This window comes from Pseudocitrobacter vendiensis (assembly GCF_943590815.1).
Classification (GTDB): domain Bacteria; phylum Pseudomonadota; class Gammaproteobacteria; order Enterobacterales; family Enterobacteriaceae; genus Pseudocitrobacter; species Pseudocitrobacter vendiensis.
On record NZ_CALSBS010000003.1, the window covers coordinates 213,098 to 235,940 of the forward strand.

A 22,843-nucleotide genomic window follows, 5' to 3' on the forward strand; every position below is an offset into this window, starting at 1 on the left:
TTTAACCGCGTAAAATGGCGCCCGGATATCCCAACTGGCGCCATGCTTCATACACCACTACCGACACCGCGTTAGACAGGTTCATGCTGCGGCTGTCCGGCATCATCGGAATACGAATTTTTTGTTCTGGCGGCAGGGCATCCAGAATAGACGCTGGCAGGCCGCGCGTTTCCGGGCCAAACATCAGATAGTCGCCATCCTGGTAGCTTACCGCGCTGTGCGCAGGCGTACCTTTGGTGGTCAGGGCAAACAGACGCTGGGGTTTCTCTGCCTCAAAAAACGCGTCATAGTTTTGATAACGCGTGACAGCAGTAAATTCGTGATAATCCAGCCCCGCGCGGCGCAGACGCTTATCGTCCCAGGTAAAACCCATCGGTTCGATGATGTGCAGACGAAAGCCGGTATTGGCGCAAAGGCGGATGATATTGCCGGTATTTGGCGGAATTTCTGGTTCGAATAAAACGATGTTAAGCATGCTGCCCCCTTAAGTGCGGTGGGCAGGATAGCAGAAAATAACGTCACCCTCACCCTAACCCTCTCCCTGAGGGAGAGGGGACAGATAGTGCAGGGTGAGGGTTTTCTCCCTCTCCCTGTGGGAGAGGGCCGGGGTGAGGGGCCTACGCCGCATTCCCCTTCGTCAGTGGCGCCAGCGCCGCAGGCAAGGTTTTCCCCAGTTCCTGCACAAGCGAATCACGGCTGATTTCGCTGATCGTTTTCGCGCCCGTCAGCGTCATCGCCACCTTCATCTCTTTCTCAATCAGGCTCAGCAGATTGGCTACGCCCGCCTGGCCCGCCGTGGCAAGCGCATAAAGATATGCGCGGCCCAGCAGAACGGTATCTGCGCCCAGGGCAATCATGCGCACCACGTCCAGCCCGTTACGAATACCGCTGTCGGCCAGAATCGCGATATCGCCTTTCACCGCATCGGCAATCGCAGGCAGCGCGCGGGCAGAGGAGAGTACGCCATCCAGTTGGCGGCCACCGTGGTTGGAAACCACAATACCGTCTGCCCCAAAGCGTACCGCATCGCGCGCATCTTCCGGGTCGAGGATCCCTTTGATCACCATCGGGCCATCCCAGAATTCACGGATCCACTCCAGGTCTTTCCACGAAATGGACGGATCGAAGTTGTTCGCCAGCCAGCCGATGTAATCTTCCAGTCCGGTCGGTTTGCCGAGGTAGGCGGAGATATTACCCAGATCGTGCGGACGCCCGTTCAGGCCCACATCCCACGACCATTGTGGATGCGTGACAGCCTGCCAGTAGCGGCGCATTGCGGCATTTGGGCCGCTCATGCCTGAGTGGGCATCACGATAACGAGCGCCCGGTGTTGGCATATCAACCGTAAACACCAGCGTGGAGCAGCCCGCCGCTTTTGCGCGTTCCAGCGCGTTACGCATAAAACCCCGGTCGCGCAGCACGTATAGCTGGAACCACATCGGGCGCTTGATGGTAGGCGCGACCTCTTCAATGGGGCAAACAGATACAGTAGAGAGCGTGAATGGAATACCGTGCGCATCGGCAGCTGCCGCAGCCTGTACCTCGCCGCGACGCGCGTACATACCGCACAGGCCCACCGGCGCAAGGGCGACCGGCATAGAGAGCTTTTCGTTAAACAGCGTAGTTTCCAGGCTGAGGTCGGCCATGTTCTTCAGTACGCGCTGGCGCAGGGCGACCTGAGATAAATCTTCCACGTTGCGGCGTAGGGTATATTCCGCATACGCGCCGCCATCGATGTAGTGGAACAGGAACGGCGGCAGAATGCGCTCGGCGGCGGCGCGGTAATCACTCGCGGCTGAAATAATCATGCTTTTTTCTCCCTGGAATTTTCAGCGTGGTCGTCGGGCAGGCGGGTGATGCGTGCCTGGCGAGCCAGATCTTCATCAAAACGTTTAATGGTGGTGTGAACGAAACCTAGATGGGCCATCATCGCCTGGCGTGCGCCTTCGGCGTCACCGGCCACAATGGCATCAAGAATGGCCTGATGTTGTTCGGTCAGGCGGGCGAAGACCGGCGGAACCAGATACATGCGCTGGCGGCTCTGCTTCACAGAGGATTGCAGCAAATCGAAGAAACCACGCATGGTTTGCAGCAGCACGACGTTGTGCGAGGCTTCGGCAATCGCCAGATGAAAACGCACATCGGCCTGCGAGGCAAGATCTGGGTCTTCACTGAGCGTCGCTTCAAAACAGAGGGCGATTTTCTCTTTGTCGGCATCCGTTGCGCGCATGGCGGCGTGCCAGGCGGTGCTGCCTTCAATGGCGTGGCGCGCTTCCAGAATATCGAAGCTGTAATCCGGGTCATCGGCCAGCAGGGTTTTTAGCGGCTGAACGATGTTTTGCTCTGACCACGCTTCATGTGGCCAGCGCACAAACGTGCCGCCGCCGCGACGGCTAAGCAACACGCCTTCACTGACCAGCGTCGCCAGCGCCTCGCGCAGGGAATTGCGCGACACGCCAAGCTGAGCGGCTAACTGGCGTTCAGCGGGCAACTTCATGCCCGCCTCCAGCTGTTGTTCTTCAATCAGCGCCCGCACGCGAGAGGCAATCTCGTCGGACAGGCGTCTGGGCATCACTATCATGGGATCATCCAGGTTAAGACATAGGCCTGAAGCGTGGTGATTACGCCCACCATGCAAGTGAAAATCAGGCTGTGTTTCACGGTAAAGCGGAACAGATCGGACTCTTTGCCCACCAGACCCACTGCCGCACAGGCGATGGCGATGGACTGTGGCGAAATCATCTTGCCAGTAACGCCGCCGGTGGTATTGGCGGCAACCAGCAGTACGTCAGAAACGCCAATCTGCTGTGCGGCGGTGGCCTGCAACGCGGCAAACAGGGCGTTGGATGAGGTGTCTGAACCCGTCAGGAAAACACCCAGCCAGCCGAGGAATGGCGAGAAGAAGGTAAACGCATGCCCGGTATGGGCCAGTGCCAGCGCCAGCGTTGAAGAGAGGCCGGAGTAGTTCGAGATAAACGCGAAGGCCAGCACCATCCCGATGGAGTAGATAGGCAGCGCCAGTTCTTTCAGTGTGGTACCGAAAGTGCTGATAGCGTCTTTCGGCTTCATGCGCAGCCAGACGATAGAGAGCAGCGCGGCAAACAGAATCGCTGTACCTGTAGCCGACAGCCAGTCGAATTTGTAGACCGCCGCGTAGGCCGTAGCTTCGCTCACAACAGGCGGCATGCGGGCCACGAGTTTGTCGAGGAACGGAACCGGAATATTAATTACAAACTCGTACATCGCCCCGCCCGGTGCGAAGAGGGCTTTAAACGGCGGAATACTCCACAGCGTAACGGTGGCGGTCAGGAACAGGAAGGGTGACCAGGCGCGAACAATCTGCCCGGCGGTATAATTGGTGCGCGCCAGCGTCTGATCGACCTGCGATGCGCCCATATCGCCAAAGCGGAAGATACGTACCGGCTGCCAGCGTTTCAGGAACAGCGTCAGGCACACCAGAGAAACCAGCGAAGAGATAATATCTGGCAGCTCCGGGCCAATAAAGTTAGAGCTCAGGTACTGGGCAATCGCGAACGAACCGCCCGCAACCATCACCGCAGGCCAGGTTTCTTTAATCCCGCGCCAACCGTCCATTATCGCCATGATCCAGAACAGTACGATAATCGTCAGGAACGGCAACTGGCGACCCACCATCTGGCCAATCTCAAAGCTATCCAGACCGGTGACCTGCCCGGCAACCAGAATCGGGATGCCCATCGCGCCAAAGGCGACCGGTGCGGTGTTGACGATCAGACACAGACCCGCGGCATACAGCGGGTTAAAGCCTAAACCGACCAACAGCGCAGCGGTAATGGCTACCGGAGCGCCAAACCCCGCGGCCCCTTCAAGGAAAGCACCGAAGGAGAAACCAACGATCAGCATCTGTAAACGCTGGTCGGGTGTAATTGACAATATTGATGAACGGATGATGTCGAACTGCCCGGTTTTCACCGAAATTTTGTAGACAAAAACGGCGGCGATGATGATCCACGCAATCGGCCACAGGCCGTAGAAGAAGCCATACACCACCGATGCCAGGGCGTTATCCACCGGCATTTTGTAGAACAGCAGGGCGACGGCGAGCGCGATGGCGACGGTCCAGCTGGCGGCGATGTAGCCTTTCAGCTTGAGCTTAATCAGCGCGAAGAAGAAAAAGAGAATGGGTAGCGATGCTATCAGGCTCGACAGCCAGATGTTATTGGCCGGGTCGTAGTTTTGTTGCCAGAGGCTCATTGTGCAGGTCTCCTGGGGGCCTAAACCCGTTTCGCGGTGAGTCTGCGCTCATCTCGGCGTCACAGATTTTGTAAAAGTGGCCCTTCCAATATGATGGTGTAGGGATAATGACAATGAATGGTTAACTAATTGTTATGTTCTAGCAACGGTATTGTATGAATAAATAGCGAAATTGTGAACCATTGGAAGGAAAGAGAGGAATTGGTTGGGCCAATTAGTGGCGGCTGGTGGCGATAAAAAGAAAGGGCAACGATGCTTTCGTTGCCCTTGGAGACTGATGACAAACTCAACATTGCCTGATGCGCTACGCTTATCAGGCCTACAAGGTTTCTGCAATATATTGAATTTGCAATTTTTTGTAGGCTGGATAAGGCGTTTACGCCGCATCCGGCAAGAACAAAGCGCACTTTGTCAGCATTTGAAAGGGCAACGATACCTTCGTTGCCCTTTACGACGCTAACTCACTATGTGATTACCACTGAATTCCCGCGCCGATCGCGGCAGAGTATTCACCCTGGCTATTGGTACTGCCCTGCAACTTGTAGACCCAACGGCCATTGTCACTCACCATTGACACGCCCAGCGCAACGGCGGATTCACCGTTGTATGAACCTCCGCCAATTGACGCCATGCTGGCTCCTGGCGTATAGGCCTGTGGCAGGCCGGTCATGGCCATCGCAGAGGCAATCCCGCCACTCAGCTTACTTTCGGTTTTGGATAATTTGCTATCCATCTGCGCCATCCGCTGATCGGTGTATTGCTTGGTTTCCTGAACGCTTTTCTTCAACTGCGCGTAGTTAACCGCGTCGTTGTTTTCCACGCCAGCGGACACGTTGCTGATACGCGTTGTCCCTCCGTTGCCGCCGCCAAGCGTGATATTGCTGTAGTCGATAGACCCGTCCGCTTTGGTGTCGTAACGTACGCTGCCCGCTTCAGAAGACTTCAACTGCGAAACGTTAACGGCATCGGTATCATTGATACCGGCAGCCACGTTGGTGATTCTGCGTTGGTTGGTTGAGGAGCCGACGGAGACGGTATTTGCTTCATTGGCGACAGACCCGGTCCCCAGCGCCACGCTGTTGTCAGCGGCGGCAATGGAGCCTGAGCCCATCGCAACACTGTCTGCGCCCTGCGCATTGGCATCCGCGCCGGTGCTGTTGGCCTTGAAGTACTTGGTGCTGCCGGTGGTGATAATGTCGCCCATTCCGTTCTCAAGGTCAGTCACACGGGTATCGAGATTGCTGACCTGATTGTTGAGATACGAGATGTTCTGGGTGTTTTGCGACACACGCTCATCGGTCACTTTCAACTGACCCACGTTAACGGCATCGGTATCCGCCGAACCCGCTGCAACGTTAGTGATCTGGCGCTGACCGTCTTCGCTACCTACGGAGAATTCACCGACGGAGTTTTGCGGTGCGTCCATATTGTATGCGGTATAGCCTGTCTGGGCCCCGCGCGTGGTTTGAGAACCGTTACCCATCGCAATACTATTCGCGTGATTTGCCTGGGCGTAGCTCCCTATCGCGATACCGTTGATGGCATCAGCCATCACCAGTGTATTCAGGCCAATACCAATACCGGCATTGCCGTTAACGATAGTTTTCGCGCCCATTGCCAGCGAGTCTTCACCGATAGCCAGTGAGTCTTCCGCCGTCGAATTGGCGTGATAGTATTTGGTCGGCGTGGTCGCGACTGCACCAATCGCATTCTGCAACTGGCGAACCGTAACGGCGTCATGGGCTTCAGAACCATCGGCTACGTTGATGATTTGACGATACTTACCGTCGTCACCGATCGACAGCGCGCCAAGCAGCTCGCCGTCAGTTGTGTCGTAACCGATCTCGACCCCATTTTCCGTCACGCGGGTATTACGGGAGCCTGTCTCAATGACACGGCTGGAAACGGAACTGCTACCCAGCGCGATACCTGTATCAACGCTGCTATAGCTGTCCTGACCGATGGCCACGCTGCTATCGCCTTTGGCCACAGAGTTATACCCCACGGCGGTAGAGCCAATACCCGCTGCACTGGCATCGGTGAAGGTTAAACCGGTGTCATTGGTGCGGACGTAGTTAATACCTGCACCGTTTTCTTCGATATAGGTGTTGTCGGTATTCCCGGCGAGTTGATTAATGATCTCACTGTTTTGAGTGATCAACATATTGGTGGCGTACAACTGAGAACCATTGACCGCGTCGGTACTGGTATCCGAAATCGTACCGGCCGCGACATTGGTGATTTTGCTGGTGGCCTCGGAACCATGAGCAGCACTGAACGCGCCCGCCGCACTATCCCATTGCAGCGCATCCTCACCAAGACTGTCCACAACGTCAGTCAGATTGGTGATATTGGTGGTGTTGGTGGCAATGTTGGTGGTGTTAGTCGCCACATTGTCGTTCGTGGCTTTTAACTGAGCGCCGTTCACGGCATCGGTGCTGTCATCACTGAGTTCACCCGCGGCAACGTTGGTGATTTTAGCGGTGGTTTCTGTGCCGTGTGCCGCGCTAAATGCGCCCGCTGTGCTATCCCACTGCAGAGCATCACCCAGAGAAGCGCTGGTGGAGGTGTTAATTGCCGTCAGCGCATCGCCGATACTGTTGTAACTTACACCGTCGATAGTATAGGTAGGGCCTGTAAAGGTGCCATTTGCATCAACTGTGGCGTTCCCCCCGAATGAGTTGGCGATTGAGCTACTCAAATCATAGAGTTGCCCACCGTTAATGGCATCGGTGCTGGATGATGACACTGTCCCTGCGGCGACATTCGTAATTTTATTGAGGGTATTGGCACCGTGAGAGGCACTGAATGCGCCTGCCGCACTGTCCCACAGCATAGCGTCATCGCCAAGGCTGTCCACGGCGTCGGTCAGGTTGGTGATATTGGTGGTGTTGGTGGCGATGTTGGTGGTGTTAGCCGCCACGTCGTCATTGGTCGCTTTTAACTGCGAGCCGTTAACCGCGTCGGTACTGGTGTCAGTGAGATCGCCTGCTTTGACGTTAGCGATTTTGCTGGAGGCCTCAGAGCCGTGCGCCGCACTGAAGTGCCCTGCCGTATTATCCCATAGCAGTGCATCACCCAAAGAGGTTCCAATTGAAGTATTAATTGCTGACAGGGCATCCCCAACACTGTTGTAGCTTGTACCGTCAATGGTATAGCTCGGGCCTGTAAAGTTCCCATTCGCATCAACGGAGGCATTTCCCCCTAAGTAGCTGGCGACGGAGCTGCTTAAGCCATAGAGTTGCCCACCATTAATGGCATCGGTACTGGACGATGACACTGCCCCGGCTGCGAGATTGGTAATTTTATTCATGGTGCTGCCGCTATGCGCGGCGCTGAATGCGCTCGCCGCGCTGTCCCACTGCAGGGCATCATCATTGAGACCATCTATGGCATTGGTCAGGTTGGTGATATTGGTGGTATTGCCAGCCACTTCGCTCGTCAGGTTAGTGATATTGCTAGTGTTGGTAGCGATATTAGTGGTGTTAGCCGCCACATCGTCATTGGTTGCTTTCAACTGCGAGCCGTTGACGGCGTCGGTGCTGGTGTCAGAGAGGTCGCCAGCGGTGACATTGGTGATTTTATTGGTGGCGTTAGTGCCGTGTGCAGCGGTGAATGCGCCTGCGGCATCGTCCCATTTCAGGGCGTCTTCACCGAGGTTAGTCACCGTATCCGTCAGGTTAGTGATACTGGTGGTGTTGCCAGCCACTTCGCTCGTCAGGTTAGTGATATTGCTAGTGTTGGTAGCGATATTAGTGGTGTTAGCCGCCACATCGTCATTGGTCGCTTTCAGCTGAGAACCGTTGACGGCGTCGGTACTGGTGGCGGAAAGGTCGCCAGCGGTGACGTTAGTGATTTTGCTGGTGGCATCTGTACCATGTGCCGCACTATATCCCTTTTTAAGAGCGTCCCATTGTATCGTATTCGTGTTTAGATCCGCTAAGGCGTCGCCAACATTGCCATAAATACCATTTTTCAGTCTGTAATTCGGGGAAGTCACGACGCCCTGTGAATTGACGGTCGCTCCTCCACCAAGATTATCCGCTACTGACTTACTGATAGCATAAAGCTGTGATCCATTGATGGCATCAGTACTGTTATTGTTGATATCACCTTTTGCCATATTGACAATTTTTCGCTGAACTGTTGTGCTACCCACAGAGACGGTATCCGCTTCAGTCGCGACAGAATCAGCACCCAGAGCAATTGAATTTTTACCTTGAGCACTGGCCTGAGCACCAATTGCAATGCCATTTTCTAAACCGGCATAACTGCCTTGTCCAAGAGCAATGGCATTTGCCCCACCGGTAATACTCCCATTTCCCAGTGCGATTGCATTTACGCCGTCAGCTTTATTCCCCTGACCGATGGCAATGGCACCCGCAGCGATTGCCTGGCTTTGATTACCCAGAGCAATCGTATTATCGGTATTTGCAATACTCCCGTAGCCCAATGCGATACTGTTAAGCCCATTTGCCTCAGCTTTAGTACCCACTGCCGTTGCATTTTCAGCGGCTTCGGTCTCAGCGCCAATCGCAACCGCGTTTGCTGCGCTGGCGAGAGATTTTCTGCCTAAAGCGAGGCTGTCTGTGCCGTTAGCTGCGCTGTTGCGGCCTACAGCGATCGCGTTAGCCTCTGCTGCAACGCTACTTGCTCCCAGCGCCATAGAATATTCTTTCGAGGCATTGGCACTGTCACCAAGAGCAATGCTCATAATTTCAGTAGCTTTAGTTGCGTTTCCTAGCGCAATAGCTTTCTCGCCCGCCGCATTACTGTTACTCCCCACCGCAGTGGCGTTCAAACCAGCTGCATTGGATTTATCCCCTTGCGCAACTGAATACTTACCACCCGAACTTGCATATCGTCCGAGCGCTATTGAAAACTCACCGAGTGAGCTTGATGATGCACCCATAGCAATACTTCGCTGACCGGTTGAAACGGCATTAACACCGAAGGCCATTGAAGCATCACCAATTGCACTGGTAAGTGCCCCAATAGCGGAACTCCAGGCGCCCTGGGCGTTAGATTTATAACCGACCGCAGTACTGGCACCACTACTATCTGTAAATGCGTTTGCCTTTGCGCCTTCACCAATAGCAACCCAGCCTGTGCCTGTTCCAATGCCCTGACCGTTGTCATTCCCGGCGTTTGCCCATACGTTCAAAGAAGACAATAACCCACCTGCGACCAGTGCAGAAATTAACAGCTTACTACGCCCCGACTTCTTTCCACGACTTTTCGCCGTTTCGCTGGCAACGCTATAGCTGCCCGTCGCCGGATTCCAGATAACTTTAAATATTTTGTTCATTGTTGATGCTCTCTATTCCTTGATATAAGCGCAGAAGCTGCATTTATTTTTTGTTTTTTCGCTGCCGATTTTCAGCAGGTTGAACAGTATCGAACTGAATATTGGCCATATTGATGGACAATTTCAGATACTTCAGGTTATTAGGTGAAACGCCTTTCAATGTCAGATTAATGTCTTGCCATTGACCAGGCATTAATTGCAGGGTGGAGTTCATGGTGGTGTTGAAAAGCAGTTGCTGCCATTTCGCTAGTGCGTTGATATCGACAGGGCGCTCATTTCCCCACGTGGCATTGAAACCGATATTTGATACAGGAACGCTTAATAAGTTGACCAGCGAGATGCGAATCGTGCTGCCGTTCTCGATGGCATCGATTGATAAGATACGCCCGGCTAAACCCACAGAGCCATTATTCAGGATGAAATATTTTGTTTGCGCGGGATTAAATTCTGTGAAGACAAATTCGTCCTGTTTGTTTTTAATTGTTCTTATAATGGTCGAAAGTGCCTTGTCATTGGATGACATTGCAAGTTGTTGTTTTTCAATTATTTCAATTTTATTTTTGTATTGTTCCTGCTGTTTTTCAATTGCAGCAATTTGATTTTTTTGTTGCTCTTGTTGTTTGGCAAGATCGTTAATAAGCGTTGTTTTTTCAACATAATCACATCCTGTTGAGGCAACGAGAAAAAATGTAAATAAAACACGTAATAACGCTCTATTGATATTCATATAATGAATCCCTTCATGGTCAAACTAAAGACATAGACGATGTAATCATTTTATGAATGATTTACGCGTCGTATGTTCGCAATGGGTTCTGCAAAGAGTGAGTGTAGAAAAGTTGCATCGCGAACAAGCGATCTAGTATCAAAAAAATATAAATTGCAGCCAAAGATATTAATCGCGCGGATTTTAATGATCGGTGCAGTTGAGTGTCAAATATTTAATGGTATCGGCAAACAAAGAGGATTTGTTTTTATTCATTTTATTGATGTTTTAATCTAAAAATTATAATTTTATTTGATGATCATATGAAAATAATATGGTTTTAAGCCGATTAATTTGAGTATTCATTTAGGAGGGGTATGTATTGGCATTTTGCAGACAACGCATTTTCGGAATTTTGCCTGAAAAATACCGCAGGTAAACAGGTGAGTTGTTTAAGAAAGGTGAATAGATTTAGCGGAATTTCCCCACAAAATTACGCTCCTGTAAAACAACAGGAGCGTAAAGCAAGAGGGCAAGCAACGTTGATATCGGCGTGAAAGAAAATCAGAACGCCGTTTTTGAGAAACCGGTCATTACCTGCAGGCCCATTTCACGGCCCAGTGCCGTCATTGGGTGAACCACAATCAGCCCGCGCACGCTTTTCTTCAGCTTGCCCATATCAGCCTGTTCTTTCTTGGTGATCGGACGGCTGAACGCCATTTTGGTGAGCTTTTGGGCCTCTTTACTGAGCTTCTGGGTATGAACCTCACGCAGACGCGCGATTTCCACTTCCAGTTTCTCTTTCTCGCTTTCGAGCTCGGCATACTTCTCGGCGTTTTCGACCAGCGACAGTTCTGCCTGCTGGTGACGGATGGCGTCCAGACGGTCGCTCAGGCGTTTAATTTCGTTTTTTTCGATTTCTTTCATTTGGCGTATATCTGATAAAAAATGACGTAATAGTGGGTAGTATGCGCGACAGCGTTCATAACCGATAGCGAAGAATCGTAAAAAGTCACCTTTTGTCGCGATCTCTCATGCTGCATATAAGAACTAATGTTATGAATTTATTATGAATTATTGAAAAGTGTTAGACAGGTCTCTTTTTGACGTTTTGCCAACAAGAATACGCACATTTACCCCAAACGAGTCACTTTAAATTGGTCATTCTTAAAGCAGGAATCATGAGGAGGATGACGTTATGGGCAAACTGGGTGAAAACGTACCGCTTGTCATCGATAAAGCCATAGATTTTATGGCATCCAGTCAGGCATTTATGGAATACCTGAAAAAATCGCCTCGCCTGAGCCACGTGCCGGAAGAGATCCCGGAAGAGAAAGCGGCAATGTTTCTGGAGCGATTAGAGCACTATCGCAAACTTTATCAGCCCGTCGAAAACCAGGCGAAAGAAGTTTGAGTCCGTTATTTCTGGAAGGCTTTTTTCAAGCTGATTCGGGAAATCAGCTCGGTCAGAGAAAGTACCATCGTTGAGCGAACGACCTGTTGATAACGCTGTTTTTGCATTGCCAGCAGGTCGGCATCGCTTTCGTCAAAGAGCGGCGCGGGCGGCAGGGCAGAGACACAGTGCAGCTCACCCAGCGGCCCGAGAATCTCATCATCGGTGAAGGCGTATTCGCTGCCATCATGGTTCAGCTCTTCACGTAACGCCATCAGCAATTCCGCATCTTCATACTCCGGTCGGCTGATTACGCCCAGCCCATAGATAAGCTTGAGCCGGACCGAAAGGTCGCCCAGCGGGCCGCTACCGTCCAGCAACGGTTCGACAGCGTATTTCACCGCGTAATCGTCTTTGCGGAACACCTGCAGCACCAGAATATTGACCGCCTCGGTCAGCAGCTCGACGGCGGCAATCAGGAAACTTCTGACGGTTTTGCCAGCATTCAGACGCTCAAGCACACGGTTTTCAAAAGCCTGTGTTTCTTCCATTATTGCCTGCATATCTGACAATCTAGTATTCAGGCGCAGGATAGCCTGCGCCGGATCTTGCATCATTTGCTGGCGTTATAGAGAGCGACAGCGGCTTTCACCACGTCGCTGTTAGCATCCAGACCAGAGATCTGCGCCAGCGCGGCCTGCGGGCCTTTTTCATCAATCAGTGCAGCCAGTTCCTGGGCCTGCGGATCTTCTTCACTGCGGAAATGCATCGCCGCGGCAATTCCTTTCACCAGATTAACGTGCGGCAAACCGTATTCCAGCGTACCCAGCAGCGGTTTAATCAGACGATCGCCCGCGCTCAGTTTACGCAGCGGCTGACGGCCCACGCGCTCAACGTCATCTTTCAGATACGGGTTTTCAAAACGACCGAGGATTTTCTGAATGTATGCCGCATGTTTCTGCGCATCAAAGCCGTAGCGTTTAATCAATACCGCGCCGCTTTCTTCCATCGCGCCTTTTACCACCGCGCGGATTTTCTCATCGAGGATCGCGTCGCGGATAGTTTGATGCCCGGTCATTTTGCCGAGGTACGCGGTTATAGCATGACCTGTGTTCAGCGTGAAGAGTTTACGTTCGACAAATGCCATCAGGTTATCGGTTAATTCCATACCTGGAATATTCGGCAACGCGCCCTTGAACTGGGTTTTATCGACGATCCACTCGCTGAAGGTTTCAACGGTTACTTCCAGTGGGTCGTTGGTTGCAGAGGCAGACGGCGGAACGATGCGGTCAACGGCGGAATCCACGAAACCGACATTGGCTTCTACCCACGCCTGATCTTCTGCTGCAACGGCAGCCATCACGTGGCCTTTCAGCTGGCTGGTGCCGCGCACCATATTTTCACAAGCGATGATGTTCAGCGGGGTATTTACGCCCTGGGCTTTACGTTTCGCGAGACCTTTGGCGATAGCCGGAGCAATACGCTCCAGTACAACCGGGCCCACCGCAGTGGTGACCAGGTCAACCTGGGCAATCAACTCCACAACGTCGTCACCGATGCTGCTGACGGCGTTTACGCCTGAAACCGTATCAACCTGCTCATTTTCACCCACGACGTGAACCTGATAGCTATGACGGGCATTCAGGGCATCCAGAACGACCTGGTTTACATCGGCGAACGTCAATGTAATGCCCGCGTCGGCCAGCAGTTTGCCGATAAAGCCACGTCCGATATTACCTGCGCCAAAATGTAATGCTTTCATAGTATTAACCTTCATTAATGTTTTTGACCCGAGAGGGCTGGGGTGAGGCTTTTCCCTCACCCTAACCCTCTCCCGATGGGAGAGGGTATAGCGTCTTACTTCTGCAACAGCGCCAGAACTTCGTCTACGCTGGTGGTGGTGGCCAGGCGTTCGATGACGGACTCGTCATCCAGCGCGTTGGTCAGGCCGGTAATCACCTGGATGTGCTCGTTGTTACGCGCGGCAATACCAATCACCAGGCGGGCAATGTCATCCTCGTCTTCGCCGAAGCGCACACCTTCCGGATACTGACAGAACACGATACCCGTTTTCAGCACGCGGTCTTTAGCTTCGATGGTGCCGTGTGGAACCGCGATGGACTCGCCCAGGTAAGTCGGGGTCAGTTTTTCGCGATCCAGCATCGCCTGCACATACTCTGGCTCGACGTAACCACCTTTTACCAGTTGCTCACCGGCAAACAGAATGGCTTCTTCTTTGGTAGCAGCTTTGCGGCCCAGGAAGATGTTTTCTGCACCCAGCTTGAACAGGTTAGCGTTGCTGTCGTCAAAGCTGTCTTTCAGGCTGTCTTTCACCTTCACTTCGTTGTCAGTATGGCGCTGTGCGGCAACCAGACGCTCGGTCAGGTTGGTATACAGACCGCTGTCGAGGAAGTTGGTCAGCGAAATATGCTGTGCCTGCGGAACCTGACGCATTGCACGCTCGGTCAGGTCGCGGTGGGTGATGACCAGGTCAACATCCGGCGGCAGGTTGTTAATCGCGCAGTTGGTGACCGAGATGTTGCTCAGGCCCGCATCCTGCACTTTCTTACGCAGCACGCCCGCACCCATTGCGCTGGAACCCATACCGGCATCGCAGGCAACGATGATTTTGCGCACGTGGCTCAGGTCGTTAGTGACATCGCCAGCCGCCAGCGGAGTACCGCCTTTGGATTCTGCTTTCATGTCATTCATACGACGAGTTGCCGCTTCAATGTCATCTTCTTCTTTCACTTTGCTGGTTTTCAGCAAGATGGCAGATACGACGAAGGAGACCGCCATTGCCGCAACGATAGCCGCGATGTTCGCGAAGTACGCTCCTTTTGGCGTCATCGCCAGTACGGCCAGGATGGAGCCAGGGGAAGCCGGAGATACCAGACCGCCGTTCAGCAGCGTCAGGGTGAACACGCCAGTCATTCCACCCAGAATGACCGCCAGGATCAGACGTGGGTTCATCAGCACATACGGGAAGTAAATTTCGTGGATACCACCCAGGAAGTGGATGATTGCCGCGCCGCCTGCAGACTGTTTAGCACTGCCGCGACCAAAGAACATGTACGCCAGCAGAACGCCCATACCCGGACCCGGGTTGGCTTCAATCAGGAAGAAGATAGATTTGCCAAGGTCATGAGACTGCTGAATACCCAACGGTGAGAAGATACCGTGGTTAATCGCGTTGTTCAGGAACAGGATTTTCGCCGGTTCTACAAAGACAGATGCCAGCGGCAGCATGTCGTGTACAACCATGAAGTTAACGCCAGTTGCCAGCAGCTTGGACAGGACTTCAACCGCCGGGCCGATGCCCATGAAGGCCAGAATGGCGAGGATCATACCAATGATGCCAGCGGAGAAGTTATTCACCAGCATCTCAAAACCAGATTTGATTTTACCGTCTACCCAGATGTCGAATTTCTTGATTGCCCAGCCGCCCAGCGGGCCTGCAATCATGGAACCCAGGAACATCGGCATGTCTGCACCGACGATAACGCCCATGGTGGTAATCGCACCGACCACGCCGCCACGTTCGCCGCCAATCAGCTTACCACCGGTATAACCGATGAGCAGCGGCAGCAGGTAGGTGATCATCGGGCCAACCAGCTTCGCCAGCGTTTCGTTCGGCAACCACCCTGTTGGAATAAATAACGCGGTGATAATACCCCACGCGATAAACGCGCCGATATTTGGCATCACCATGTTGCTGAGGAAGCGACCAAAGCTTTGCACCTTGATCTTGATATCGGATGACATAAAACACCCCTTGTTTCTGTTTGCCCGCAGGTGGATCACCTGAAGTTTATTGTTAATTGGCGGCAGAGGTAGTAGCCGAACCCTGGTTGATGATGCGAAATCTGGCACTGAATCGTTAAGCTGTCCAGATAGCGGGTCTTCATGTGACTTAGATCACACAAATATAGGAGATACCTGATGATTTTGAGTGATCATCATCACAAAACTACTGTGTAAAAAAACAACACAACGAGAAAAAGCACCGCAGAACACATGTAAATGTGATGTTAATCACATTTTGTTCTTGGCTGTTTGTTTCTTTTTTGTGATTGGGTTCACAAGATATTTTCAGGTCGCCAAATCAAGATGTGATCGGGGGCAAGTTCTGCCGCTGTGATGAGCGTTGTCTGTAACTGAGTAACATCACACAAAAAAGAATAATGAATGAGGAGTGTGGCAGAACGATAAAATGCCGATTATGTTCAAAGTAGACACCGTCTACGCTTTACATCTTATAGCGTGCTCACTATCGACAGCGTAAATTCGAGGTTACGGCTATGTTCCTGAATTACTTTGCGCTTGGCATTCTTGTCTTTGTTTTTCTGGTTATCTTTTACGGCATTATTATTATTCACGATATTCCCTACATGATTGCGAAGGCACGCAATCATCCCCACGCCGATGCGATTCACGTTGCAGGCTGGGTAAGTCTTTTTACATTACATGTTCTCTGGCCGTTCCTGTGGATTTGGGCAACGCTTTATCGTCCCGATCGCGGCTGGGGGATGCAGCATCCACCCGCGTCTGAAGGCGAGGATGCGCTGCGACAACGCGTTGAAGAGCTTGAAAAACAACTGAAAAAAATGCAAACGCCTTCAGGGGAATAGCCATCATGGATCTGCTTATTATATTGACCTACGTCGCGCTGGCATGGGCGATTTTTAAGATATTCAGGATCCCGGTAAATAAATGGACGGTGCCTACTGCAGTATTAGGCGGAGTATTTATTGTCGGTGCGCTGATATTAGGGATGAACTATAACCACCCCTATACCTTTCAGGCACAGAAGGCGGTTATCTCTATTCCGATCACCCCACAGGTGACCGGCGTGGTGAGTGAGGTGACGCATAAACAAAACCAGCTGATTAAAAAGGGCGAGGTGCTCTTTAAGATTGACCCGACACGCTACCAGGCGCGCGTTGACCGGCTGGAGGCCGATTTAGTCACAGCGGTGCACAATACGCAGGTATTAAAAGGGCAACTGGAAGAGGCGCTGGCAAATACCACGCGCGTCTCGGCAGAACGCGACCGTCTGTACAAAGATTACCAGCGCTATTTGCAGGGCAGTAAGGCGCGAGTGAATCCATTTTCGGAAAGCGATATCGATAACGCGCGGCAAAACTATCTGGCGCAGGACGCGCTGGTCAAAGCGTCTATTGCCGATCAATCGCAAATTAAAAGCCAACTGGACAGCGTGGTGAACGGTGATCAGTCGCAGGTTGCCAGCCTGCGCGCGCAGCTCACCGAAGCCAAATTCAATCTCGATCAAACCGTGATTCGCGCCCCCAGCGATGGTTTCGCCACCCAGGTGCTGATTCGTCCGGGCACGTATGCGGCGGCATTACCATTGCGCCCGGTAATGGTGTTCGTGCCGGAACAAAAACGCCAGATTGTGGCCCAGTTCCGCCAGAACTCATTGCTGCGCCTAAAACCGGGCGATGAAGCCGAAGTGGTATTTAATGCGCTACCGGGGCAGATTTTTAGCGGCAAGCTCACCAGCATTTTGCCCGTTGTGCCCGGTGGTTCTTATCAGGCTCAGGGCACATTACAGGCGCTGACGATTGTCCCCGGTACCGACGGCGTGATGGCCCTGATTGAACTGCAACCGAGTGAAGAGGTGGACTCCCTGCCGGACGGTATTTATGCGCAGGTCGCGGTCTATTCGGATCACTTAGAACACCTGTCGATTATGCGTAAGGTACTGCTGCGAATGACAAGCTGGATGCACTATCTTTACCTTGATCATTGAGGGTGAAGGCATCTTTTTGCCAATGGCTGGGCCATACTTACCCTTTCGTTGGCAAAAAGGACATGGCATGAAACTCATTGGCAGCTATACCAGCCCTTTCGTTCGCAAAATTTCTGTTTTATTGCTGGAAAAGGGCATCTCTTTCGAATTTATTAATGAACTGCCCTATAACCTGGAAAACGGCGTGGCGCAGTACAATCCGCTGGGCAAGGTCCCGGCATTGATGACGGATGACGGTGAGTGCTGGTACGACTCGCCGATCATTGCCGAGTACATCGAACTGCTGAACGTTGAGCCTGCCATGTTGCCGCGCGACCCGCTGGCGCGGCTGAAAGTGCGTCAACTGGAAGCGCTTGCCGACGGCATTATGGACGCCGGGCTGGTGGCGGTGCGTGAACTGGCCCGCCCGCCGGCACAGCAGTCGGAAGCGGAGTGTGTGCGCCAGCGCGAGAAAATCAGCCGCAGTCTCGATGCGCTTGAAACGCATCTCAAAGAAGGGACATTCAACACCGATACGTTAAACCTGGCGACGATCGCCATCGCCTGTGCGATTAGCTATCTCAACTTTCGTCGCATTGCGCCGGGCTGGTGCGTTGACCGGCCCAATCTCGTCAAACTGGTGGAAACGTTGTTCCAGCGCGAGAGTTTTGCCCGCACGGAACCGCCAAAGGCTTGATTCTACCCTATAACACTTCATGGTCGTACGCTGTACAATCCCTCCTCACTATGGACTCCCTCTCCCGTCGGGAGGGGGGAAAATCGTTAACCGCCAGGCCAACTCATGACTACCGATACTCGCTCACTCTACAGCCAGCTTCCTGCGACCGACCGCTTACTGCGCGATGCCGCCTTTGCTTCCCTTCTGGAAAACCACGGTCATTCGCAAGTGGTGGAACAGCTCCGCCAGCTTCAGGATGAAGCCCGCCTGGCTATCCGCGATACCGGCGCGCTGCCGGGCTGGTGCGGCGACTGGGCCGGTGAAGTGACGCGTCGGCTTGCGATGGGTACACAAAGCGCCATCCGCCCGGTCATTAACCTGACCGGGACGGTGCTGCACACGAATCTTGGGCGAGCCCAGCAGGCGGAAGCCGCTATTGCTGCCGTTTCGCAGGTGATGCGCGACCCGGTGACGCTGGAATATGACCTCGACGGTGCCGGGCGCGGTCATCGCGATCGCGCGCTGGCAGATTTACTCTGCCGTCTGACCGGTGCGGAAGATGCCTGCATTGTTAACAATAACGCTGCTGCCGTCCTGCTGATGCTGGCGGCAACGGCGAGCGGTAAAGAGGTCGTCGTCTCGCGCGGCGAGCTGGTGGAAATTGGCGGCGCGTTCCGCATCCCGGACGTGATGCGTCAGGCGGGGTGCGAATTGCATGAAGTGGGAACGACCAACCGCACGCACGCCAAAGATTATCGTCAGGCGGTGAATGAAAATACCGGGCTGCTGATGAAGGTGCATACCAGCAACTACAGCATCGAAGGATTCACCAAAACCGTAGAAGAAGCCGAGCTGGCCGAAATTGGCCGCGAGCTGAATATCCCGGTTGTCGCGGATTTAGGCAGTGGTTCGCTGGTGGATTTAAGCCAGTACGGTCTGCCGAAAGAGCCGATGCCACAGGAGATGATCGCCGCGGGCGTCAGCCTGGTGAGTTTCTCCGGCGACAAACTGCTGGGCGGCCCACAGGCGGGGATTATCGTTGGTAAGAAAGCGATGATTGCTAAGCTTCAGCAGCATCCGCTCAAGCGCGCGCTGCGTGCCGATAAAATGACGCTGGCGGCGCTGGAAGCGACATTGCGCCTCTATCTGCACCCTGAACGCCTGGCGGCTGACCTGCCGACGCTACGTCTGCTCAACCGCCGCGTGGATGCGATTCACGCACAGGCCGAACGTCTGCGTGAACCGCTGACGCAGCGCTACGGTGACGAATTTTCTGTTACGGTGATGGAATGTGCCTCGCAAATCGGCAGTGGCTCTTTGCCCGTCGATCGCCTGCCGAGCGCCGCCATCACCTTTACCCCTAAAGACGGGCGCGGTAGCCGCCTCGACGCGCTGGCTAACCGCTGGCGAAGTCTGCCGGTGCCGGTTATCGGGCGCATATACGATGGGCGATTATGGCTCGACCTGCGCTGTCTTGAGGATGAATCACGTTTTCTGGAGATGTTGCTGAAATGATTATTGCCACCGCCGGGCACGTTGACCACGGCAAAACCACGCTGTTGCAGGCGATTACCGGCGTTAACGCCGACCGCCTGCCGGAAGAGAAATCACGCGGGATGACCATCGACCTGGGCTACGCCTACTGGCCGCAGCCCGATGGACGGGTGCTCGGGTTTATCGATGTGCCCGGGCACGAGAAATTTCTCTCTAACATGCTGGCGGGCGTGGGGGGCATCGATCATGCCCTGCTGGTGGTGGCCTGTGACGACGGTGTGATGGCGCAAACGCGCGAACATCTGGCGATTCTGCAACTGACCGGCAAGCCGACGCTGACGGTGGCGCTGACTAAAACCGATCGCGTCGATGCGGCGCGCGTGGCGGAGGTGGGTCACGAGATAGACGCCGTATTGCGTGAATACGGTTTTGAAGACGCCACGCTGTTTGAAACTGCTGCCACGCAGGGGCTGGGTATCGATGAATTACGCGCGCATCTGCTGCAACTTCCGGAGCGTGTGAACCCGGAGAATCAGCGTTTTCGTCTGGCGATCGACCGCGCATTTACCGTGAAAGGCGCCGGGCTGGTGGTCACCGGTACTGCGCTTTCCGGCGATGTAAAAGTGGGCGACACACTGTGGCTGACGGGCGTCGATGAACCGATGCGCGTGCGTGGTATCCATGCGCAAAACCAGGCGACCGAACAGGCGCACGGCGGGCAGCGTATTGCGCTGAATATCGTCGGCGATGCGCAGAAAGAAGAATTGAATCGCGGCGACTGGCTGCTATCGCAGCAACCGCCCGCGCCCGTCGAGCGGGTTATTGTTGCGCTGCATAATCACGTGCCGCTAACCCAATGGCAGCCGCTGCATATTCACCATGCCGCCAGCCACATTACCGGGCGCGTCTCGCTGCTGGAGAACAATCTGGCCGAGCTGGTGCTGGATACACCGCTGTATCTGGCGGATAACGACCGCCTGGTGCTGCGCGATATCTCTGCACGTACCACGCTTGCTGGCGCGCGCGTGGTGACGCTCAACTCCCCTCGTCGTGGTAAACGTAAAGCCGATTATCTGGCGTGGATTGCTGAACTGGTGAATGCAGAGGACGACGCACAGGCACTCTCCATCCACCTGCAACGTGACGCGGTACAGCTTAGTGAGTTTGCCTGGGCTCGCCAGTTGAGCGATCAGGGTTTGCAACAACTGATTTCTCAGCCAGGTTACATTCTGGCCGGCAACGCGTTGCTGGATGCGCCACTCGCCGCCCGCTGGCAGCGTAAACTGCTGGATGCGTTGGCGACGTACCACGAACAACACAAAGATGAACCGGGGCCGGGCCGTGAGCGCCTGCGCCGCATCGCACTGCCGATGGAAGATGAAGCGCTGGTATTGACGCTGATTGAGCAGATGCGCGAAAGCGGTATCGTAGCCAGTCATCACGGTTGGCTGCATCTGCCGGATCACAAAGCCGGATTTACCGATGAACAAAATGCCGTATGGCAAAAAGCCGCACCGCTGTTTGCGGATGAACCCTGGTGGGTGCGCGATTTAGCGCAGCAAACCGGCACCGATGAGCAACTGATGCGCGCGGTATTACGCCAGGCGGCGCAGCAGGGGATGATTACGGCGATCGTCAAAGATCGTTATTACCGAAACGATCGCATTGTCACGTTTGCGAGCATGATCCGCGAACTGGATCAGGAAAAAGGCTCAACCTGCGCCGCAGATTTCCGCGATAAACTCAACGTCGGGCGGAAGCTGGCTATTCAGATTCTGGAATATTTCAACCGCATTGGTTTTACGCGCCGTCGGGGAAATGACCACTTATTACGCGATGCGTTACTTTTCCCTGACAATAAAAGTAACGATTAATTTAAATATTAAATGAATTAATACAAAAATCATATTGATTAATATCAGATGTGCAAAAATAGCGCATCTGATATTTTTTGAATTCCAAAAATAGAATATTGATCATACTTTTTATTTTTTCCTTCCCGTACGCTAGCCGCCAATTTTCTGTTAATTAAGGAACGATCATGGCAGCATCCACTTTTTATATTCCTTCTGTGAATGTTATTGGCGCTGATTCATTAAACGGTGCAATGGATACAATGCGCGACTACGGCTATCGCCGCGCGTTAATTGTAACGGATGCGATTCTGAATAAACTCGGCATGGCGGGCGATGTACAGAAAGGCCTGGCAGAACGTGATATTTTCAGCGTAATTTATGACGGCGTACAGCCGAACCCGACCACGGCGAACGTCAACGCGGGCCTGGCAATTCTCAAAGAAAATAACTGCGACTGCGTGATTTCTCTGGGCGGCGGTTCTCCGCACGACTGTGCCAAAGGTATTGCGCTGGTGGCCTCCAACGGCGGGAAAATTAGCGATTATGAAGGCGTTGACCGCTCGGCAAAACCGCAGTTACCGATGATTGCTATCAACACCACCGCAGGTACTGCTTCTGAAATGACCCGTTTCTGCATCATCACCGATGAAGCGCGTCATATCAAAATGGCGATCGTGGATAAACACGTGACGCCCATTCTGTCTGTGAATGACTCTTCCCTGATGACCGGCATGCCTAAATCGCTGACTGCAGCAACCGGGATGGATGCGCTGACCCATGCCATCGAAGCCTACGTGTCTATCGCAGCAACGCCAATCACCGATGCCTGCGCACTGAAAGCAATCACCATGATTGCAGAAAACCTGAGCGTGGCCGTCGCCGATGGCGCGAATGCCGATGCGCGCGAAGCAATGGCCTACGCGCAGTTCCTGGCGGGTATGGCATTTAACAACGCATCGCTCGGTTATGTTCACGCGATGGCACACCAGCTGGGTGGTTTCTATGACCTACCGCACGGTGTCTGCAACGCCGTTCTGCTGCCGCACGTTCAGGCGTTTAACAGCAAAGTGGCTGCTGCGCGTCTGCGTGACTGCGCACAGGCAATGAACGTTGATGTTGTGGGTCTGAGCGATGAGCAGGGGGCGAAAGCCTGCATCGACGCTATCTGCAAACTGGCGCGCGAAGTGAACATTCCGGCGGGCCTGCGCGACCTGAACGTGAAAGAAGAAGATATCCCGGTTCTGGCGACCAACGCCCTGAAAGACGCCTGCGGTTTCACTAACCCGATTCAGGCGACTCACGACGAAATTATGGCGATTTACCGCGCTGCAATGTAATTCGTGACCGTTGTCGTAAACCTATGAACGGCTGGCGAAAAAAACGCCAGCCGCGTCTACCCTTGTAAGACTGCAACAGCAAGGA

Annotated in this window: 17 protein-coding genes; 7 read left to right on the forward strand and 10 right to left on the reverse strand. The window is 53.5% G+C overall.

Going from position 1 to position 22,843, the window contains the following annotated elements; translation table 11 throughout:
• Position 1: 1 nt before the first annotated feature.
• The 7 genes from trmL to NMC31_RS05660 all read right to left on the reverse strand — a co-directional run bounded on the left by trmL (position 2) and on the right by NMC31_RS05660 (position 11,174).
• Positions 2 to 475, reverse strand: a complete 474-nt coding sequence (gene trmL, locus NMC31_RS05630; protein ID WP_015962495.1) for a tRNA (uridine(34)/cytosine(34)/5-carboxymethylaminomethyluridine(34)-2'-O)-methyltransferase TrmL — start codon at positions 473 to 475, stop codon at positions 2 to 4.
• Between the two features lie 142 nt (positions 476 to 617).
• Positions 618 to 1,808, reverse strand: coding sequence for a quinone-dependent L-lactate dehydrogenase (lldD, locus tag NMC31_RS05635; RefSeq protein ID WP_149463686.1), 1,191 nt, complete (start codon positions 1,806 to 1,808; stop codon positions 618 to 620).
• Positions 1,805 to 2,581 carry a transcriptional regulator LldR gene (gene lldR / locus NMC31_RS05640; RefSeq protein ID WP_231825922.1) on the reverse strand — a complete coding sequence of 259 codons (777 nt, stop codon included), beginning with the start codon at positions 2,579 to 2,581 and terminating at the stop codon, positions 1,805 to 1,807. The genes lldD and lldR overlap by 4 nt, the downstream gene beginning before the upstream one ends.
• Positions 2,578 to 4,233, reverse strand: coding sequence for an L-lactate permease (gene lldP, locus NMC31_RS05645; RefSeq protein WP_149463684.1), 1,656 nt, complete (start codon positions 4,231 to 4,233; stop codon positions 2,578 to 2,580). The genes lldR and lldP overlap by 4 nt, the downstream gene beginning before the upstream one ends.
• A 472-nt stretch (positions 4,234 to 4,705) precedes the next feature.
• Entirely contained in the window at positions 4,706 to 9,541 is a 4,836-nt protein-coding gene (locus tag NMC31_RS05650) for a YadA-like family protein (protein WP_253897242.1), read from the reverse strand.
• 43 nt (positions 9,542 to 9,584) lie between these two features.
• Entirely contained in the window at positions 9,585 to 10,268 is a 684-nt protein-coding gene (locus NMC31_RS05655) for a SadB/YajI family lipoprotein (protein WP_253897243.1), read from the reverse strand.
• 543 nt (positions 10,269 to 10,811) lie between these two features.
• Positions 10,812 to 11,174, reverse strand: a complete 363-nt coding sequence (locus NMC31_RS05660; protein WP_149463681.1) for a YibL family ribosome-associated protein — start codon at positions 11,172 to 11,174, stop codon at positions 10,812 to 10,814.
• A gap of 271 nt (positions 11,175 to 11,445) precedes the next feature.
• On the opposite strand from NMC31_RS05660, the gene NMC31_RS05665 reads away from it, so the two are divergent.
• Entirely contained in the window at positions 11,446 to 11,661 is a 216-nt protein-coding gene (locus NMC31_RS05665) for a hypothetical protein (protein ID WP_253897244.1), read from the forward strand.
• A gap of 5 nt (positions 11,662 to 11,666) precedes the next feature.
• Here NMC31_RS05665 and mtlR read toward each other — a convergent pair whose 3' ends face one another.
• From mtlR to mtlA, 3 genes are all read right to left on the reverse strand, one after another.
• Positions 11,667 to 12,257: a mannitol operon repressor MtlR gene (mtlR, locus tag NMC31_RS05670; protein WP_253897245.1), complete on the reverse strand. Its 591-nt coding sequence runs from the start codon at positions 12,255 to 12,257 to the stop codon at positions 11,667 to 11,669.
• Positions 12,254 to 13,402 carry a mannitol-1-phosphate 5-dehydrogenase gene (mtlD, locus tag NMC31_RS05675; protein WP_253897246.1) on the reverse strand — a complete coding sequence of 383 codons (1,149 nt, stop codon included), beginning with the start codon at positions 13,400 to 13,402 and terminating at the stop codon, positions 12,254 to 12,256. The genes mtlR and mtlD overlap by 4 nt, the downstream gene beginning before the upstream one ends.
• A 95-nt stretch (positions 13,403 to 13,497) precedes the next feature.
• A complete protein-coding gene (gene mtlA / locus NMC31_RS05680) occupies positions 13,498 to 15,405 on the reverse strand; it encodes a PTS mannitol transporter subunit IICBA (RefSeq protein ID WP_253897247.1) in 1,908 nt (635 codons plus the stop codon).
• A 536-nt stretch (positions 15,406 to 15,941) separates the two neighbouring features.
• On the opposite strand from mtlA, the gene NMC31_RS05685 reads away from it, so the two are divergent.
• From NMC31_RS05685 to yiaY, 6 genes are all read left to right on the forward strand, one after another.
• Positions 15,942 to 16,271: a DUF3302 domain-containing protein gene (locus tag NMC31_RS05685; RefSeq protein WP_253897248.1), complete on the forward strand. Its 330-nt coding sequence runs from the start codon at positions 15,942 to 15,944 to the stop codon at positions 16,269 to 16,271.
• Between the two features lie 5 nt (positions 16,272 to 16,276).
• The gene (locus NMC31_RS05690; RefSeq protein WP_253897249.1) at positions 16,277 to 17,413 is read left to right on the forward strand and encodes an HlyD family secretion protein; all 1,137 of its coding nucleotides are present in this window, start codon (positions 16,277 to 16,279) and stop codon (positions 17,411 to 17,413) included.
• A gap of 67 nt (positions 17,414 to 17,480) precedes the next feature.
• A complete protein-coding gene (locus NMC31_RS05695) occupies positions 17,481 to 18,089 on the forward strand; it encodes a glutathione S-transferase (RefSeq protein ID WP_253897250.1) in 609 nt (202 codons plus the stop codon).
• A gap of 105 nt (positions 18,090 to 18,194) precedes the next feature.
• Positions 18,195 to 19,586, forward strand: a complete 1,392-nt coding sequence (gene selA, locus NMC31_RS05700; RefSeq protein ID WP_253897251.1) for an L-seryl-tRNA(Sec) selenium transferase — start codon at positions 18,195 to 18,197, stop codon at positions 19,584 to 19,586.
• Positions 19,583 to 21,439 carry a selenocysteine-specific translation elongation factor gene (selB, locus tag NMC31_RS05705; RefSeq protein ID WP_253897252.1) on the forward strand — a complete coding sequence of 619 codons (1,857 nt, stop codon included), beginning with the start codon at positions 19,583 to 19,585 and terminating at the stop codon, positions 21,437 to 21,439. The genes selA and selB overlap by 4 nt, the downstream gene beginning before the upstream one ends.
• Positions 21,440 to 21,606: 167 nt before the next feature.
• Positions 21,607 to 22,758 (forward strand): L-threonine dehydrogenase, encoded by a 1,152-nt coding sequence (yiaY, locus tag NMC31_RS05710; RefSeq protein ID WP_149463670.1) that lies wholly within the window; start codon positions 21,607 to 21,609, stop codon positions 22,756 to 22,758.
• The last annotated feature ends 85 nt before the right edge of the window (positions 22,759 to 22,843 follow it).

What these genes read in the sequence shown, in the direction of transcription:
- trmL (WP_015962495.1), bottom strand. Translation starts at nt 475, where the DNA reads ATGCTTAACATCGTTTTATTCGAACCAGAAATTCCGCCAAATACCGGC.
- lldD (WP_149463686.1), bottom strand. Translation starts at nt 1,808, where the DNA reads ATGATTATTTCAGCCGCGAGTGATTACCGCGCCGCCGCCGAGCGCATT.
- lldR (WP_231825922.1), bottom strand. Translation starts at nt 2,581, where the DNA reads ATGATAGTGATGCCCAGACGCCTGTCCGACGAGATTGCCTCTCGCGTG.
- lldP (WP_149463684.1), bottom strand. Translation starts at nt 4,233, where the DNA reads ATGAGCCTCTGGCAACAAAACTACGACCCGGCCAATAACATCTGGCTG.
- NMC31_RS05650 (WP_253897242.1), bottom strand. Translation starts at nt 9,541, where the DNA reads ATGAACAAAATATTTAAAGTTATCTGGAATCCGGCGACGGGCAGCTAT.
- NMC31_RS05655 (WP_253897243.1), bottom strand. Translation starts at nt 10,268, where the DNA reads ATGAATATCAATAGAGCGTTATTACGTGTTTTATTTACATTTTTTCTC.
- NMC31_RS05660 (WP_149463681.1), bottom strand. Translation starts at nt 11,174, where the DNA reads ATGAAAGAAATCGAAAAAAACGAAATTAAACGCCTGAGCGACCGTCTG.
- NMC31_RS05665 (WP_253897244.1), top strand. Translation starts at nt 11,446, where the DNA reads ATGGGCAAACTGGGTGAAAACGTACCGCTTGTCATCGATAAAGCCATA.
- mtlR (WP_253897245.1), bottom strand. Translation starts at nt 12,257, where the DNA reads ATGATGCAAGATCCGGCGCAGGCTATCCTGCGCCTGAATACTAGATTG.
- mtlD (WP_253897246.1), bottom strand. Translation starts at nt 13,402, where the DNA reads ATGAAAGCATTACATTTTGGCGCAGGTAATATCGGACGTGGCTTTATC.
- mtlA (WP_253897247.1), bottom strand. Translation starts at nt 15,405, where the DNA reads ATGTCATCCGATATCAAGATCAAGGTGCAAAGCTTTGGTCGCTTCCTC.
- NMC31_RS05685 (WP_253897248.1), top strand. Translation starts at nt 15,942, where the DNA reads ATGTTCCTGAATTACTTTGCGCTTGGCATTCTTGTCTTTGTTTTTCTG.
- NMC31_RS05690 (WP_253897249.1), top strand. Translation starts at nt 16,277, where the DNA reads ATGGATCTGCTTATTATATTGACCTACGTCGCGCTGGCATGGGCGATT.
- NMC31_RS05695 (WP_253897250.1), top strand. Translation starts at nt 17,481, where the DNA reads ATGAAACTCATTGGCAGCTATACCAGCCCTTTCGTTCGCAAAATTTCT.
- selA (WP_253897251.1), top strand. Translation starts at nt 18,195, where the DNA reads ATGACTACCGATACTCGCTCACTCTACAGCCAGCTTCCTGCGACCGAC.
- selB (WP_253897252.1), top strand. Translation starts at nt 19,583, where the DNA reads ATGATTATTGCCACCGCCGGGCACGTTGACCACGGCAAAACCACGCTG.
- yiaY (WP_149463670.1), top strand. Translation starts at nt 21,607, where the DNA reads ATGGCAGCATCCACTTTTTATATTCCTTCTGTGAATGTTATTGGCGCT.